Origin of the sequence: Pseudomonas sp. GM50, assembly GCF_000282375.1 — a bacterium.
GTDB lineage: Bacteria > Pseudomonadota > Gammaproteobacteria > Pseudomonadales > Pseudomonadaceae > Aquipseudomonas.
This window is the reverse complement of record NZ_AKJK01000076.1, coordinates 58,249-73,307: the sequence shown is the minus strand read 5'-3', so window position 1 is coordinate 73,307 and position 15,059 is coordinate 58,249. Positions and strand designations below refer to the sequence as shown.

At 59.6% G+C, this 15,059-nt stretch carries 14 protein-coding genes; 13 read left to right on the top strand and 1 reads right to left on the bottom strand.

All coding sequences use genetic code 11. The features are described from left to right. Positions 1-219: 219 nt before the first annotated feature. From gcbA to accC, 8 genes are all read left to right on the top strand, one after another. Positions 220-1,890, top strand: coding sequence for a diguanylate cyclase GcbA (gene gcbA / locus PMI30_RS11010; RefSeq protein WP_008011252.1), 1,671 nt, complete (start codon positions 220-222; stop codon positions 1,888-1,890). Positions 1,891-1,941: 51 nt separating this feature from the next. After that, entirely contained in the window at positions 1,942-3,888 is a 1,947-nt protein-coding gene (locus tag PMI30_RS11015; RefSeq protein WP_008011249.1) for a methyl-accepting chemotaxis protein, read from the top strand. A 198-nt stretch (positions 3,889-4,086) separates the two neighbouring features. After that, complete coding sequence (locus PMI30_RS11020; protein ID WP_008011247.1) at positions 4,087-4,425, top strand: polymorphic toxin type 44 domain-containing protein; 339 nt, start codon at positions 4,087-4,089, stop codon at positions 4,423-4,425. Then, positions 4,403-4,861 (top strand): hypothetical protein, encoded by a 459-nt coding sequence (locus PMI30_RS11025; protein ID WP_008011245.1) that lies wholly within the window; start codon positions 4,403-4,405, stop codon positions 4,859-4,861. Before PMI30_RS11020 ends, PMI30_RS11025 begins: the two co-directional genes overlap by 23 nt. Positions 4,862-5,017: 156 nt before the next feature. Next, positions 5,018-6,757, top strand: coding sequence for a protein-disulfide reductase DsbD (locus tag PMI30_RS11030; protein ID WP_032835688.1), 1,740 nt, complete (start codon positions 5,018-5,020; stop codon positions 6,755-6,757). Positions 6,758-6,889: 132 nt separating this feature from the next. Further along, positions 6,890-7,342, top strand: a complete 453-nt coding sequence (aroQ, locus tag PMI30_RS11035; RefSeq protein ID WP_007907431.1) for a type II 3-dehydroquinate dehydratase — start codon at positions 6,890-6,892, stop codon at positions 7,340-7,342. A gap of 49 nt (positions 7,343-7,391) precedes the next feature. Further along, the gene (accB, locus tag PMI30_RS11040) at positions 7,392-7,853 is read left to right on the top strand and encodes an acetyl-CoA carboxylase biotin carboxyl carrier protein (protein ID WP_007907430.1); all 462 of its coding nucleotides are present in this window, start codon (positions 7,392-7,394) and stop codon (positions 7,851-7,853) included. Positions 7,854-7,870: 17 nt separating this feature from the next. Beyond that, positions 7,871-9,229 (top strand): acetyl-CoA carboxylase biotin carboxylase subunit, encoded by a 1,359-nt coding sequence (accC, locus tag PMI30_RS11045; RefSeq protein ID WP_008011241.1) that lies wholly within the window; start codon positions 7,871-7,873, stop codon positions 9,227-9,229. Here the strand turns inward: accC and PMI30_RS31315 are convergent. Further along, entirely contained in the window at positions 9,226-9,450 is a 225-nt protein-coding gene (locus PMI30_RS31315; protein WP_157173033.1) for a hypothetical protein, read from the bottom strand. The two genes, accC and PMI30_RS31315, sit on opposite strands and share 4 nt — an antisense overlap. Before the next feature lie 106 nt (positions 9,451-9,556). Here PMI30_RS31315 and prmA point away from each other — a divergent pair, with 106 nt between their 5' ends. The 5 genes from prmA (at position 9,557) to purH (ending at position 14,889) form a co-directional block, all read left to right on the top strand. Next, positions 9,557-10,435, top strand: coding sequence for a 50S ribosomal protein L11 methyltransferase (prmA, locus tag PMI30_RS11050; protein ID WP_008011239.1), 879 nt, complete (start codon positions 9,557-9,559; stop codon positions 10,433-10,435). 30 nt (positions 10,436-10,465) lie between these two features. After that, positions 10,466-11,686, top strand: coding sequence for a DUF3426 domain-containing protein (locus PMI30_RS11055; protein WP_008011237.1), 1,221 nt, complete (start codon positions 10,466-10,468; stop codon positions 11,684-11,686). A gap of 185 nt (positions 11,687-11,871) precedes the next feature. Further along, positions 11,872-12,882: a tRNA dihydrouridine synthase DusB gene (gene dusB / locus PMI30_RS11060; RefSeq protein ID WP_007907421.1), complete on the top strand. Its 1,011-nt coding sequence runs from the start codon at positions 11,872-11,874 to the stop codon at positions 12,880-12,882. Further along, on the top strand, positions 12,879-13,199 hold the full coding sequence (gene fis, locus PMI30_RS11065; protein WP_007907419.1) for a DNA-binding transcriptional regulator Fis: 321 nt from the start codon (positions 12,879-12,881) through the stop codon (positions 13,197-13,199). The genes dusB and fis overlap by 4 nt, the downstream gene beginning before the upstream one ends. Before the next feature lie 82 nt (positions 13,200-13,281). Then, a complete protein-coding gene (purH, locus tag PMI30_RS11070) occupies positions 13,282-14,889 on the top strand; it encodes a bifunctional phosphoribosylaminoimidazolecarboxamide formyltransferase/IMP cyclohydrolase (protein ID WP_008011234.1) in 1,608 nt (535 codons plus the stop codon). Positions 14,890-15,059: the final 170 nt, after the last annotated feature.

The following is a 15,059-nucleotide window of genomic DNA, read 5'->3' as shown; positions in this document are numbered from 1 at the left end:
GCGCATTAAATCCTGCGCGTCACAGCGAGCCACACAATGACTGCAATCGAGCTGCCACTATAAATGAAGCACTGCGCTGAGCCTATGCGACCAGTCGGTCAGAAACTGAATGAAGTCGCTTTGCAGATTATTGACGTACGACACTCATGCAATTGAAAAGAGGTGCTAGCATAGAGCCACCAGTCGATCTCAGCATGCACCCTAACTAGTAGTCAGGATATGACCGAGCCAGAAGACCCCAGCCGTGAGCGCCTCAAGCACCACTTTGCCCAGCGGGTAATTCATCAGGCACGTCAGATTCTTGAGATATGGCAACGTCTGCAGCGCAACGAATGGTCCACCACCGACTTGTCGGAGTTGAGTGAGGCCAATCTGCGCTTGCTGCGCTTTGCCGAACGTTTCGAACAACCGGAACACACCCAGCTGGCGCGCCACATCGGCCAGTCGCTGGAAGCGGTGGACGCCAACCGCGGACGCCTGAGCAGCGGACTGATCACCGACCTCAATCGCCTGATGCAGCGCCTGTCCCGCACCGGCCTGCGCCATGGTGATCAGTTCGAACACACCTTTCTGCCGCCACTGCGCAAACCGATCTACGTGATGCTGCAGGATCACGACCGGGCCGAGCGGCTGGCCAAGCAACTTGAATTCTTCGGGCTCAGCGCTCAATCCCTCGACAGTGTCGCCGCGTTCCGCTCCTCGATGGTCGAGCGTTTGCCGGCGGCGATTGTCATGGACGTCGACTTCAGTGGCGCCGGCATCGGCCTGAAACTGGCGGCCGAAGCCCAGGAAGGCCTCGATCAACCCTTGCCGCTGTTGTTTTTCAGTCTGCACGAAACCGATACCCCGACCCGCCTCGCCGCCGTGCGCGCCGGTGGCCAGGAGTTCCTCACCGGCACCCTCGAAGCCTCGAGCCTGCTGGAAAAGATCGAAGTCCTGACCTGCGTCGCCCAGTACGAACCTTATAAAGTGCTGATCATCGACGACTCCCGCGCTCAGGCCTTGCACACAGAACGCCTGCTCAATAGCGCCGGGATCGTCACGCGGACTCTGATCGAGCCGATCCAGGCCATGGCCGAACTGGCGGATTTCCAGCCGGACCTGATCATCCTCGACATGTACATGCCGGCCTGCACCGGTACTGAACTGGCCAAGGTGATCCGGCATAACGACCGCTATGTCAGCGTGCCGATCATTTATCTATCGGCCGAAGATGACCTGGACAAGCAACTCGACGCCATGAGCGAAGGCGGCGACGACTTCCTGACCAAACCGATCAAACCACGGCACCTGATCACTACCGTGCGCAATCGCGCGGCGCGGGCGCGCAATCTGAAGGCGCGGATGGTGCGCGACAGCCTGACCGGCTTGTACAACCACACCCACATTCTGCAATTGCTCGAAGACTGTTCATTCCGCGCTCGTCGCGAAAGCAAACCGCTGAGCTTTGCGATGCTCGACATCGACCACTTCAAACGGGTCAACGACAGTCACGGCCATCCCATGGGCGACCGGGTGATCAAGAGCCTGGCGCTGTTTCTCAAGCAACGGTTGCGCAAGACCGATTTCATCGGTCGTTACGGTGGTGAAGAGTTCGCCATCGTGATGCCAGACACTGATATCGAATCGGCCTACAAGGTGCTCGATGAAATTCGTCAGCGCTTTGCCGAAATTCACTACCCCGCTCAGCCGCAGGACCTCTGGTGCACCTTCAGCGCCGGCGTCGTCGAATTGCGCGAAGACTCTGACAGCCTGCTGATGGCCAGCCAGGCTGACGAAGCGCTGTACCGTGCGAAGAACGCCGGGCGTAACCGCGTACAAGCCGCGCGGGAATCAAAGCAAAGTGCCACTTTTTCATCAGAATCGACCCATTCGGTCATAACTCTGTAACAGAAACGCAATAACTTCAGGCACTTACCATTCTGCCGTTGGTAGACCACGATGCGCCTGAAGCTGCTGACCAATCTCAATACCCTCCTGTTGGTCGCCGTGTGCGTGGCCCTTGGCGCCACGCTCTGGTGGTCGCAAAAAGCTCTGGAACGCCCCTATCTATTGATGGAGCGTTATCTGGGACTGTCTCAGCAGTTTCAAAATGAAGTTGCACGTAACGTCGAGGATTACCTGGCCAGCGGCGATGCCCTGCGCCTGAGCAGCGCCAGCCAGGCCATCGACGCCTTGCAAAAGGAACTCGGTGAGTTGCCACCGGCATTGGCCGACACCTTGCGTCCGAACCTGTCGAACCTGACTGAATTCAGCAAAACCGACCTGCTGGCCGCTGGCAAACTCGCAGGCGACCCGCAAGCACTGCTGCTGCAAGCCGAACGCGAACTCGGCGCCAGCCTGGATCAACTCAGCCAATACGCCAGCGGTAATGCGGCGTACTTGACGCCGTTGCTGGTCGCCTCCCAGCACGTGGGCAAACTGTCCCTGGCTCGGGACAAACTGGTCAGCAGTGGTCGCAGTGAACTGGCCGCCGATGTCGAACGCGAAGTTGCCAACATCCGCACTCAAGCCGAGCAACTGGACGCTTTGCCGCTACTTGGCGTGACCGCCAGCACCGAATCGAACACCGATGATTTCGCCGCGATGATGGGTTTGGAGAACACCGAGAAAACCGTCGCCGAAGATGCTGGCGTCGGCCTCAAACGCGAACTCAACAGCCTGCTCACCCGCTACCCCTCGGAACTGGCGCGCACTCGCGAACAGATCCAGAAACGCACCGACCTCAGCACCGCGACGCACTTGAAAATCGCCGCCGTGCAACAGTCCATCGCCGGGCTGGAACCCGTGGTGCGCGCCCAACACGGGCAGATCCAGAGCGAAGTACGGTTGATGCAAGGGGTGATGATCGGGTTGATCCTGCTGATCGCATTGCTCATCGACACCTTGCAGCGACGCCTGGCCCGAACCCTGACCAACCTCGCCCCGGCGCTGTCGACCTGGGCCGAAGGTGACTTCAGCCGCGACATTCAACTGGGCGCGACCAACCGTGAACTGCATGACATTCAAGCCTCGCTCAATCGCTTGCGCGCCTATCTGGTCGACCTGGTAGGCACCATTCGCCTCAACGCCGAGCAAGTCGCCGGCAGCAGCCGAACGTTGGCCGAATTGAGCAATGACCTGCACAGTGGCGCCGAGCATCAGGCCGGCGACACCGCACTGATCCGCGATTCTCTCGGGGAGCTCGAGGCGACGATTCAACAAGTCGCCGGTGACGCCAGCCAGGCTGCCGATGCCAGTCGTCATGCAGGGCTTGCAGTGGAACACGGTCAGAAAGTGATCGGCCTGAGCCTCACAGGGCTGCATGCGCTGGTGGGCGAAGTGCAAGGCAACGCGCAGATGATCGAGCATCTGGCCGAGGAGTCGGCGACCATCGGCGGTGTGCTGACGGTGATCCGCTCGATTGCCGACCAGACCAACCTGCTGGCCCTGAACGCAGCCATCGAAGCGGCCCGCGCCGGAGAAATGGGCCGAGGATTTGCGGTAGTGGCCGAAGAGGTTCGCTCACTGGCGCAACGCACTGCCGGAGCCACGGCCGAGATCCAGACGTTGATCGCCGGCCTGCAAACCGCCGCGCGGCAATCGGTCGAAGGCATGCGCGCTCAGGTCGAACATGCCGAAGCCACGGCCAATCAGGCTCAGGCGGCCGATGGCGCGCTGGATAAAATCGTCGGGGCGATCCAGACCATTTCCGACACCGCCGTGCGCATCGCCGATGTCACCGCCCAGCAGAGCGGCGCTGTCAGCGAAATCCGCGATCACAGTGAGCGGATTCACCAATTGGGTGGGGATAACTTGCTGAGGATTGGTGAGGGGCGTGAGCAAGGGGTGAATTTGTTGGTGCTGGGCGGACGACTGCATACAGCCGTTCAGGCCTTCCGGGTCTAAAGGCTGCAGGCCTGAACCCAACTAACGATCTGGACTGTCACCACCTAAGCTCTTGTATGAAAACTCTTATTTATCCATGCAGTGGTTTTTAGTCGTCGTTTTGATGCTAGGGTTTAGCGCTTCAATTAATCGTGCGCGCAACAGGAGTGCCCCGTGATAGTCCCACCTTCGCCCCCAGGCGTATCTGTGGAGGAAAACATGGCAGTTGCCTTCCATAAGAAAAAAGTTTTGAAAGAGGGATCCGCATTCATTTATTCCTGGTTCTATACCCAGGTCAGAAATCGCGGCCCTTGGGATTACAAAAAACTGTCTCCGGCCTATGAAGCTTTCGGTAATTTCAATTATGGCGCGGCCGGGATTGCTGCGGGGTTTTCCGAAAATGTCCTGTTACGCGCAGCCGGTCTTGCCCAGACGCAGGCAAAAACGACAAAAGTAGAATTTGGAAGCTGGTGGAGTGAGGCTCCTTTTGGCGATGATCCAGCGGATCAGGAATGGATCAAAAAAGGAGTCAGGTATGCCCGGTTCAGGAACTACTAAAAAAACCGCATACACAATAGTCACCACCTGCCTGCTGGCTGTATGCCTGGTTTACATCGGCTGGACATGGCTTATGTCTCCCAACACCCCGGTGCTGACCGATGTGGTACTCAAACTACCCCTTGGCGAAAATGGCTTCATTTACGGTGTCAAGGATGATCGAGGCGGAGCAACAGTGCCGTTCAGCTATCGATACTATGTCTATCGCGAACTGCCATCCGACGAACAAATAGCGTCTGAACTCAGGACTGCCGGTCCGTTTCTCGTCACCCGAGATCCAGCCATAAAGGTCGATATCCAAGGCTCGGTCATCAATGTGTCGACCAACCAGGAAGTCTATGAGTATCACAGCAGCACGCTGTTTCGACATACCGACAACACCCACTACACGCCTGTAACAATCAACCTGTGCAACCACTCCAGCGGATTACCGTAGGAGCGAGGCTTGCCCGCGAAGAACGATTACACGGTCTCCCTGTTAAACCGCATTATCGTTCTTCGCGGGCAAGCCTCGCTCCTACAGATCCGGGTTACGAGGCAACACACGCTTGCGTCCGCTATCATGCCCACACTTTCGATACGCGAGATTGTCATGCGCCGTTTGCTTTGCCTGCTGTTATTAGTGCTCGCCCTGCCGGCCTCCGCCGCCGGGTTGCTGGAGAGTCGGCCCAGTTCCACCCTGGGCTCGATCAACAACAGCGCCGATTTCCTGCCGGTGCGCGAAGCCTTTCAGTTGAGCCTGGTAGAAAGCACGCCGCAATCGATCAAGCTGCGTTTCGTCGCCACCGAGGGTTACTACCTCTATCGCCATCGCTTCCAGTTTCGCGCCGATCAAGCCGATGTTGGCCTCGGCGCGGCGCAATTGCCCAAGGGCGAACAAAAGCACGATGAGTACTTCGGCGATGTCGAGGTTTACCACGGCATTCTCGATGTAGAACTGCCGCGCACCGATTCCCGCGCCTTTACGCTGGCCGTGACCTATCAGGGCTGCGCCGACAAAGGCCTGTGCTACCCGCCCGAGACCGAGCGCCTGAGTATTGATGGCAGCGGCGGCGCAACCACAGCCTGGAGCTGGCGCGAACTGGCGTTGTTTTTCCTCGCAGGTGTTGGCCTGACCTTCACCCCCTGCGTGCTGCCGATGCTGCCGATCCTCTCCGGCGTGGTCCTGCGCGGGCAGGTCGGTGGTTTACGTGGATTCAACCTGTCGCTGGCTTACGTGCTCCCGATGGCCGCCTGTTTCGCCCTGCTGGGGGCCTTGATGGGAATGTTCGGTGCGCAGCTGAATCTTCAGGCGCGCCTGCAATCGGCCTGGGTGCTGGTGCCATTCGCGCTGTTTTTTGCGGTGTTTGCCCTGGCCATGTTTGGCGTATTCGAACTGAAACTGCCCCACGCCATCAGCAGCCGCCTGGACCGGATCGCCGGGCGCACCGAAGGTGGCTCACTGTGGGGCGCGGCGGTGCTGGGTGTGGTGTCGAGTCTGCTGGTTTCGCCGTGCGTATCGGCACCACTGGCCGGCGCGCTGCTGTACATCAGCGCCAGCGGCGATGCTCTGGGCGGCGGATTGAAATTGTTCATGCTTGGCCTGGGCATGGGCGCGCCGCTGTTGCTGGTGGCAACCGGCGGCGCGGCCTGGCTGCCTAAAAGCGGTCCGTGGCTGATCTACGTGAAAAACGCGATTGGGGTGCTGCTACTGGGGCTGGCGATCGCTTTGCTCAGCCGGGTATTGCCGGGCCAGATCACCTTGCTGCTGATCGGCCTGCTCGCCGGTGGCGTCGGGTTGTTTATGGGCGCGCTGGAATTTGTCTATAAGCCACCCAGAAAACGCTTGGGGCAATTGCTCGGGATGCTCCTGCTGTTTTACGCACTGGCCTGTTGGTACGGCGCATTCAGCGGCCAGACCGATCCGCTCAACCCTATTGGCCAACCGCGTATTGTCGCGGGCAACGGTCAACCGCAAATAGTCGGCGACTGGCAAACCGTTACCACTCCAGCCGAACTGGACCGCGTCCTCGCCGAAGCAAAAACCTCCGGCACGCCGCTGCTGCTCGACTGGTACGCCGACTGGTGCATCAGTTGCAAAGTCATCGAACACGAGGTCCTCAACGATGCCAAGGTCATCGAACGCCTCAAGGGCTATCGATTGATCCGTTTCGACATCACCGCCAGCAACGCCGAACAACGCGCCCTGCTCGACCGCTACAAGCTATTTGGTCCTCCAGCGCTGATGTTTTTTGGCAAAGATGGTGTCGAACGTGCCGATGTGCGGGTGATCGGCGAGATCAACGCGAAAAACTTCGCCGAACGTGTTGCGAAAGCAAATGACCGGATTTAATTAGCCGGTCACATATTTCGCGTAAACATCGGCCATCGTGCTGGCTATTGCATAGAACTGGACAGTCACAAAGGCTTTGCGGCATAGTCGCCGGGTTCTGACAATTGCACACAGATGACAAAGGAGCAGCAGATGGCGACCTTATTGGTTTTACACGGCCCCAACCTGAACTTGCTCGGCACCCGGGAACCGGGCGTCTACGGTGCCACCACCCTGGCGCAAATCAACCAGGATCTGGAACAGCGGGCGCGCAATGCCGGCCACCATTTGCTCTATCTGCAAAGCAACGCCGAGTACGAATTGATCGATCGCATCCACGCTGCTCGCGGCGAAGGCGTGGACTTCATTCTGATCAATCCAGCAGCTTTTACGCATACAAGTGTCGCATTACGTGACGCGCTGCTGGCAGTGAGCATCCCATTCATCGAAGTGCATTTGTCTAACGTGCACAAACGCGAACCTTTCCGCCATCACTCTTACTTCTCCGACGTTGCGGTGGGAGTGATCTGCGGCCTTGGCGCCAGCGGTTATCGACTGGCCCTGGAGGCCGCCCTAGAGCAGCTTGAAAAACAGGCAACAGCTTGAACAACAAGCGTTAAACGCCCCCTGACCGACCTTTGGGAGTTGATGATTCATGGATATCCGTAAAGTTAAGAAATTGATCGAATTGCTGGAAGAATCCGGTATCGACGAGCTCGAGATCAAGGAAGGCGAAGAGTCCGTACGCATCAGCCGTCACAGCAAGACGCCGGCTCAGCAGTACTACGCTCCCGCTCCGATGCATGCCCCGGCGCCTGCGCCTGTTGCTGCTGCTCCGGTTGCCGCCGCTGCTCCTGCAGCTCCGGCTGCCCCAACGCTGAACGGCAACGTTGCCCGTTCGCCGATGGTCGGTACTTTCTATCGCAAATCCTCGCCGTCCTCGCCGTCCTTCGTTGAAGTCGGCCAGACCGTGAAGAAAGGCGACACTCTGTGCATCGTCGAAGCCATGAAGATGATGAACCACATCGAAGCTGAAGCCAGCGGTGTGATCGAATCCATCCTCGTCGAAGACGGCCAGCCGGTTGAGTACGACCAACCGCTGTTCACCATCGTTTGAACCGCGGAGAAACTTTGATGACTGCGAAGTTGGAAAAAGTTCTGATCGCCAACCGCGGTGAGATTGCCCTGCGGATTCTGCGTGCCTGCAAAGAGATGGGCATCAAGACTGTCGCCGTTTACTCCAAGGCCGACAAAGAGCTGATGCACCTGGGTCTGGCAGACGAATCCGTCTGCATCGGCCCGGCCTCGGCCGCGCACTCTTACCTGCACATTCCGGCCATCATCGCCGCCGCTGAAGTGACTGGCGCTACCGCCATCCACCCAGGCTACGGTTTCCTTGCGGAAAACGCCGACTTTGCCGAACAGGTCGAGAACTCCGGCTTCGCGTTCATTGGCCCGAAAGCCGAGACCATTCGCCTGATGGGCGACAAGGTATCGGCCAAGCACGCCATGATCGCCGCCGGCGTTCCAACCGTTCCGGGTTCCGACGGCCCACTGCCTGAAGACGAAGAAACCGCTCTGCGCATCGGTCGCGAAGTCGGTTATCCGGTGATCATCAAAGCCGCTGGCGGCGGTGGTGGTCGCGGCATGCGCGTGGTGCACAAAGAAGAAGACCTGATCTCTTCGGCGAAACTGACCCGCTCCGAAGCGGGCGCAGCGTTCGGCAACCCGATGGTCTATCTGGAAAAATTCCTGACCAACCCACGTCACGTGGAAGTTCAGGTACTTTCCGACGGCCAGGGCCACGCCATCCATCTGGGTGACCGCGATTGCTCGCTGCAACGTCGCCACCAGAAGGTTCTTGAAGAAGCGCCGGCACCGGGCATCGACGAGAACGCGCGCGAGGAAGTCCTCGCCCGCTGCGTCAAGGCTTGCATCGACATCGGCTACCGTGGCGCGGGCACTTTCGAGTTCCTGTACGAGAACGGCCACTTCTACTTCATCGAGATGAACACTCGTGTCCAGGTAGAGCACCCGGTATCGGAAATGGTCACCGGCATCGACATCGTCAAGGAGATGCTCAGCATCGCCGCCGGCAACAAGCTGTCGTTCACCCAGGATGACGTAGTCATTCGCGGTCACGCGCTGGAATGCCGGATCAACGCCGAAGACCCGAAAACCTTCATGCCTAGCCCAGGCACGGTCAAGCATTTCCACGCACCAGGCGGCAACGGCGTTCGCGTCGATTCGCACTTGTACAGTGGCTATGCTGTCCCGCCGAACTACGATTCGTTGATCGGCAAGCTGATCACCTACGGCGCAACCCGTGACGAAGCCATGGCGCGCATGCGCAATGCACTGGACGAAATCGTTGTCGACGGGATCAAGACCAACATCCCGCTGCACCGCGATCTGGTCCGTGATGAAGGCTTCTGCAAAGGTGGAATCAACATCCACTACCTGGAACACAAGCTTGCTGGCGAAAAGCATTAAGCTGTGATCCATACCAACAAGGCCGCTTTCGAGCGGCTTTGTTGTTTCTGGAGATTGCTGAACGCAAAACCCTTGTGGCGAGGGGGCTTGCCCCCGTTCGGCTGCGCAGCAGACGCAAAACCATTCAACCGCGCAGCATCAGGAAAATCCGGATCGACGGTTTTGGGACCGCTTCGCAGTCCAACGGGGGCAAGCCCCCTCGCCACAGGTGATTTGTTCACACCTGATCCTTGGCTACCCGGTCGTCTTCTGCCTCGCGCTCGCGTAAACTTGCGCGCTTCTCGCAGCCCGCTAGGCTGCAATCAATATTTTTCAAAGGTGCCCGCCATGCCTTGGCTGCAAGTCCGTCTCGCCATCAGCCCAGAACAAGCCGAAACCTACGAAGACGCTTTCCTTGAAGTGGGCGCCGTGTCGGTGACCTTCATGGACGCCGAAGATCAGCCGATCTTCGAGCCGGAACTCAACACCACCCCGCTGTGGTCGCACACTCACTTGTTGGCCTTGTTCGAAGGCGGCACCGAGGCTGCCAGCGTGCTGGCTCACCTTGAGTTGCTGACTGGCAGCCCGCTGCCCGAGCATCACAGCGAAGTCATCGAAGACCAGGATTGGGAGCGCAGCTGGATGGACGGTTTCCAGCCAATGCGTTTCGGTCAGCGCCTGTGGATCGTTCCGAGCTGGCACGCAGCCCCTGAGCCAGACGCCGTGAACCTGCTGCTGGACCCGGGCCTGGCGTTCGGCACCGGTACTCACCCGACCACCGCGCTATGCCTGGAATGGCTCGACGGTCAGGACCTGAAAGGTTGCAACGTGCTCGACTTCGGTTGCGGTTCGGGGATTCTGGCGATTGCCGCCCTGTTGCTGGGCGCCAAGCAAGCCGTCGGTACCGACATCGACGTGCAGGCGCTGGAAGCCTCCCGTGACAATGCCGGTCGCAACAACATTGCCGACGAAGTCTTCCCGCTGTATTTGCCGCAAGACCTGCCACAGGTTCAGGCCGACGTGCTGGTCGCCAATATTCTTGCCGGCCCGCTGGTTTCGCTGGCGCCGCAACTGTCCAGCCTGGTCAAGCCGGGCGGTCGTTTGGCGCTGTCGGGCATCCTCGCCGAACAAGGTGAAGAAGTCGCCGCCGCCTACGCTCAGGACTTCGATCTGGACCCGATTGCCAATCGCGATGGCTGGGTGCGCATCACTGGCCGTCGGCGCTAGAATGAGCACCTGCATAAACCGGATTGCCGCATGACCGACAGCTTCGTCACCCAGTGCCCGCATTGCCAAACCAGCTTCCGCGTCAGCCATGCTCAGTTGAGCGTGGCCCGTGGAGTGGTTCGTTGCGGCTCGTGCTTGCAGGTGTTCAATGCCGCCAAGCAGTTACTCGAGCAGCGGGCCGGCAAGGAGACGGTCAAACCGGTTGCACCGGCGTCCGTCGAACCGCCCGTGCAGCGAGCCATCAGCCAAAAGCAATGGACCGCTGCAGAAATGGATCTGGACAGCCTGGATCTGGACGAAGAGCTCGCCCGGCTTGAACAGCGGGAAATCCAGCCAACAACGGAATTCACTCGGCCCCGCGAAGACAGCCTCAGCGCTCGCCGCGATACCACCGAGCACGATCAGGAGCCCTGGTCCGACAGCCTCTTCAGTGAATCGGCCGCCGATCGCGCACAAACTCTCGACGCACCCGCACCAGAACCGACGATCGAGCCAAGCAAACCCTCGCGCACCGAGCCTTCGCTGTCGCTTGCGCCCGCGGATCTGGACGACGAACCCGAAATCCAACAACTGCGCCTGCACGACCCGCTCGACGCCCCGATCCCCTTTGGGGGGCTGTCGGCGACCACCGATGAGATCGACGACGATCTGCCCTCGGTCGAGCCCCTGCGCAAGCGACGCGAACGCAGCGGACCGGCCCTGCGCGCGGAAGAGCTGGAGGACCTGACCGACGATCCGTTGCAACTGGATTGGCAAAAACGTCGCTCACCCTGGGGCCGGCGCTTTTTCTGGCTACTGCTGATCCTGCTCGGCACCGCCGGCCTCGCTGGCCAATACATCGCCTATCACTTCGACGAACTGGCACGCCAGGACCAGTACCGTCCGTGGTTCCAGCAACTGTGCCCGCACATCGGCTGCACCGTGCCGTCCAAAGTCGACATCGCAAAAGTCAAAAGCAGCAATCTGGTGGTCCGCAGCCACCCGGATTTCAACGGCGCCCTGGTGGTGGATGCCATCATCTACAACCGTGCGCCCTTCTCCCAGCCCTTCCCGCTACTGGAGCTGCGTTTTGCCGACCTCAACGGCCACCTGATCGCCAGCCGTCGCTTCAAGCCCGGCGAGTACCTCAACGGTGACCTCGAAGGCCTGGCGGAAATGCCACCACAAACGCCAATCCACATCGCGCTGGACATTCTCGACCCCGGCCCCAAAGCGGTGAACTACAGCCTGAGCTTTCATTCCCCTGAGTGAAACGCTCAAGTGTTGCAGGCTTGACGGCAGTTTTCTGACTTTGATCGCTCGTACCAAACCGCTGGCGATAACAAAATTACTGTTCAGATTTTGTTCAATTCAGCCTTTATCCAGTCATCGAGAGCGGGTATCATGCCAACCCTTTTTCGAACTCTCATGATCCGGCCCCACAACAGGGAAGTCCTATGTCGGCGGTACGCATCGGTCCATATACATTGCACAACGGCTTGATTCTCGCCCCCATGGCGGGTGTCACCGACCAGCCCTTTCGTCAGCTGTGCAAGCGACTGGGCGCGGGCCTTGTAGTCTCGGAAATGGTCACCAGCGACATGAGCTTGTGGAACACCCGCAAATCGCGGATGCGCATGATCCACGAAGGCGATCCCGAGCCCCGCTCGGTACAGATCGCCGGTGGCGATGCGCAGATGCTGGCGGATGCAGCCCGGGCCAACGTCGAACTGGGCGCACAGATTATTGATATCAACATGGGCTGTCCGGCGAAGAAGGTCTGCAATAAGGCCGCCGGCTCCGCGCTGTTGAAAGATGAAGCATTGGTGACCGAGATCCTGCAGGCCGTGGTGGCCGCAGTCGATGTGCCGGTCACCCTGAAGATCCGCACCGGCTGGGACCGGGCGAACAAGAACGGCCTGACCGTGGCGAAAATCGCCGAACAGGCAGGCATTACGGCGTTGGCGGTGCATGGCCGCACCCGTGCCGATCTGTACACCGGTGAAGCCGAGTACGACACCATTGCCGCGATCAAGCAGGCGGTGTCGATTCCGGTCTTCGCCAACGGCGATATCGATTCGCCCGAGAAGGCCCGATACGTGCTCGACGCGACCGGTGCCGATGGCCTGTTGGTGGGTCGGGCTGCCCAGGGGCAGCCATGGATTTTTCGTGAAATCGACCATTATCTGCGTACCGGCGAAAAGCTCCCGGCACCGGAACTGATCGAGGTGGAACGTATTCTGCTTGAGCATCTGGCCGCGCTGCATGCCTTCTATGGCGACGTCATGGGCGTGCGCATAGCTCGCAAGCATGTGGGCTGGTATCTCGCAACCTTGCCGGGCGCCAGGGAGTTCCGCGCCCACTTCAATCGTTTGGAAGATACGGAAGCACAATGCGCCTACGTTCGGGCCTTCTTCGCCGAACGCTACAAGAGCCTGACAGGGGACGGAGAAGGGGTGGCTGCATGACGATGATGACCGAGACTTTAGTGAGTGGAACAACACCCGTGAGCGACAACGTGAATTTGAAACAGCACCTCAATACGCCGAGCGAAGAAGGCCAGACCCTTCGCGGGAGTGTCGAGAAGGCGCTGCACAATTATTTCGCCCACCTTGAGGGCGCTGCCGTCACGGATGTGTACAACCTGGTGCTCTCCGAAGTCGAGGCTCCCCTGCTCGAATGCGTGATGAACTACGTCAAGGGCAACCAGACCAAGGCCAGTGAGCTGCTCGGGCTGAACCGGGGCACCCTGCGCAAGAAACTCAAGCAGTACGATTTGCTGTAAGCATTCAATCAAACCAGAAAGGCGCCCGCGTAAAACCGGTCGCCTTTTTTGCTGACTTCCCTTGCTTTTGATGGAAATTGAAATGACCGACCAGACTACCCGCCTGCCGATCCGCCGCGCTTTGATCAGCGTTTCCGACAAGACCGGGATCCTTGAATTCGCCAAGGAGCTCGAAGCCCTGGGCGTCGAGATCCTCTCCACCGGCGGAACGTTCAAGCTGCTGCGCGACAACGGCGTTGCCGCAGTGGAAGTCGCGGATTACACCGGTTTCGCAGAAATGATGGACGGTCGGGTGAAAACCCTGCACCCGAAAATCCACGGAGGGATCCTCGGTCGTCGCGGTATCGACGACGCCATCATGAACGAGCACGGCATCAAGCCGATCGATCTGGTTGCGGTCAACCTGTACCCGTTCGAAGCCACCATCAACAAGCCAGGCTGCGACCTGCCAACCGCGATCGAGAACATCGATATCGGCGGCCCGACCATGGTTCGCTCGGCAGCCAAGAACCACAAAGACGTAGCCATCGTGGTGAATGCCAGCGATTACGCCAACGTCCTGGAAAGCCTCAAGGCCGGCGGCCTGACCTACGCTCAGCGTTTCGACCTGATGCTCAAGGCCTTCGAACACACCGCCGCCTACGACGGCATGATCGCCAACTACATGGGCACCGTGAACCAGGCGGCTGAAACCCTCAGCACCGAAGGTCGCAGCGAATTCCCGCGCACCTTCAACAGCCAGTTCGTCAAGGCTCAGGAAATGCGCTACGGCGAGAACCCGCACCAGAGCGCGGCGTTCTACGTTGAAGCCAAGCCAGCCGAAGTGGGCATTGCTACCGCGACCCAACTGCAAGGCAAAGAGCTGTCGTTCAACAACGTGGCCGACACCGACGCCGCGCTGGAATGCGTGAAGAGCTTCGTCAAACCGGCCTGCGTGATCGTCAAGCATGCCAACCCGTGCGGCGTGGCCGTGAGCCCGGACGCCGAAGGCGGCATCCGTCAGGCTTACGAACTGGCCTACGCCACCGACACCGAATCGGCGTTCGGCGGCATCATCGCGTTCAACCGTGAGCTGGATGCTGAAACCGCCAAGGCCATCGTCGAGCGTCAGTTCGTCGAAGTGATTATCGCCCCGTCCGTCAGTGAAGAAGCTCGCGCCATCGTTGCTGCGAAAGCCAACGTACGCCTGCTGGCCTGTGGCGAGTGGTCGGCTGACCGAGCTCCGGCTTGGGACTACAAGCGCGTTAACGGTGGTTTGCTGGTGCAGAGCCGCGATATCGGCATGATTGGCAGCGAAGACCTGAAAGTGGTGACCAAGCGCGCGCCGACCGAACAGGAAATCAACGACCTGATCTTCGCCTGGAAAGTCGCCAAGTACGTGAAGTCCAACGCCATCGTCTACGCCAAGAACCGTCAGACCATCGGTGTCGGCGCCGGCCAGATGAGCCGCGTGAACTCCGCGCGCATTGCTGCGATCAAGGCTGAACATGCTGGTTTGCAAGTGGCAGGCTCGGTGATGGCCTCCGACGCGTTCTTCCCATTCCGCGACGGCCTGGACAACGCGGCCAAGGTTGGTATCACTGCGGTGATCCAGCCAGGCGGCTCGATGCGTGATAACGAAGTGATTGCTGCTGCTGATGAAGCCGGCATCGCCATGGTCTTTACTGGCATGCGCCACTTCCGTCACTGATTTCTTGCTCTTGTAGGAGCGAGGCTTGCCCGCGAAGGCCTCACCTCGGTCTGGCTGATGCACCGCGGCGATCCCTTCGCGGGCAAGCCTCGCTCCTACAGGTTTGGTGCAGCGGCGGATGCCGCGTACCGTTAGCCAGGCAGCCCAGGCTGCCCCCACAGAATTAGCGT

Coding starts and splice junctions, on each gene's coding strand:
- gcbA (WP_008011252.1), top strand. CDS start 220: ATGACCGAGCCAGAAGACCCCAGCCGTGAGCGCCTCAAGCACCACTTT.
- PMI30_RS11015 (WP_008011249.1), top strand. CDS start 1,942: ATGCGCCTGAAGCTGCTGACCAATCTCAATACCCTCCTGTTGGTCGCC.
- PMI30_RS11020 (WP_008011247.1), top strand. CDS start 4,087: ATGGCAGTTGCCTTCCATAAGAAAAAAGTTTTGAAAGAGGGATCCGCA.
- PMI30_RS11025 (WP_008011245.1), top strand. CDS start 4,403: ATGCCCGGTTCAGGAACTACTAAAAAAACCGCATACACAATAGTCACC.
- PMI30_RS11030 (WP_032835688.1), top strand. CDS start 5,018: ATGCGCCGTTTGCTTTGCCTGCTGTTATTAGTGCTCGCCCTGCCGGCC.
- aroQ (WP_007907431.1), top strand. CDS start 6,890: ATGGCGACCTTATTGGTTTTACACGGCCCCAACCTGAACTTGCTCGGC.
- accB (WP_007907430.1), top strand. CDS start 7,392: ATGGATATCCGTAAAGTTAAGAAATTGATCGAATTGCTGGAAGAATCC.
- accC (WP_008011241.1), top strand. CDS start 7,871: ATGACTGCGAAGTTGGAAAAAGTTCTGATCGCCAACCGCGGTGAGATT.
- prmA (WP_008011239.1), top strand. CDS start 9,557: ATGCCTTGGCTGCAAGTCCGTCTCGCCATCAGCCCAGAACAAGCCGAA.
- PMI30_RS11055 (WP_008011237.1), top strand. CDS start 10,466: ATGACCGACAGCTTCGTCACCCAGTGCCCGCATTGCCAAACCAGCTTC.
- dusB (WP_007907421.1), top strand. CDS start 11,872: ATGTCGGCGGTACGCATCGGTCCATATACATTGCACAACGGCTTGATT.
- fis (WP_007907419.1), top strand. CDS start 12,879: ATGACGATGATGACCGAGACTTTAGTGAGTGGAACAACACCCGTGAGC.
- purH (WP_008011234.1), top strand. CDS start 13,282: ATGACCGACCAGACTACCCGCCTGCCGATCCGCCGCGCTTTGATCAGC.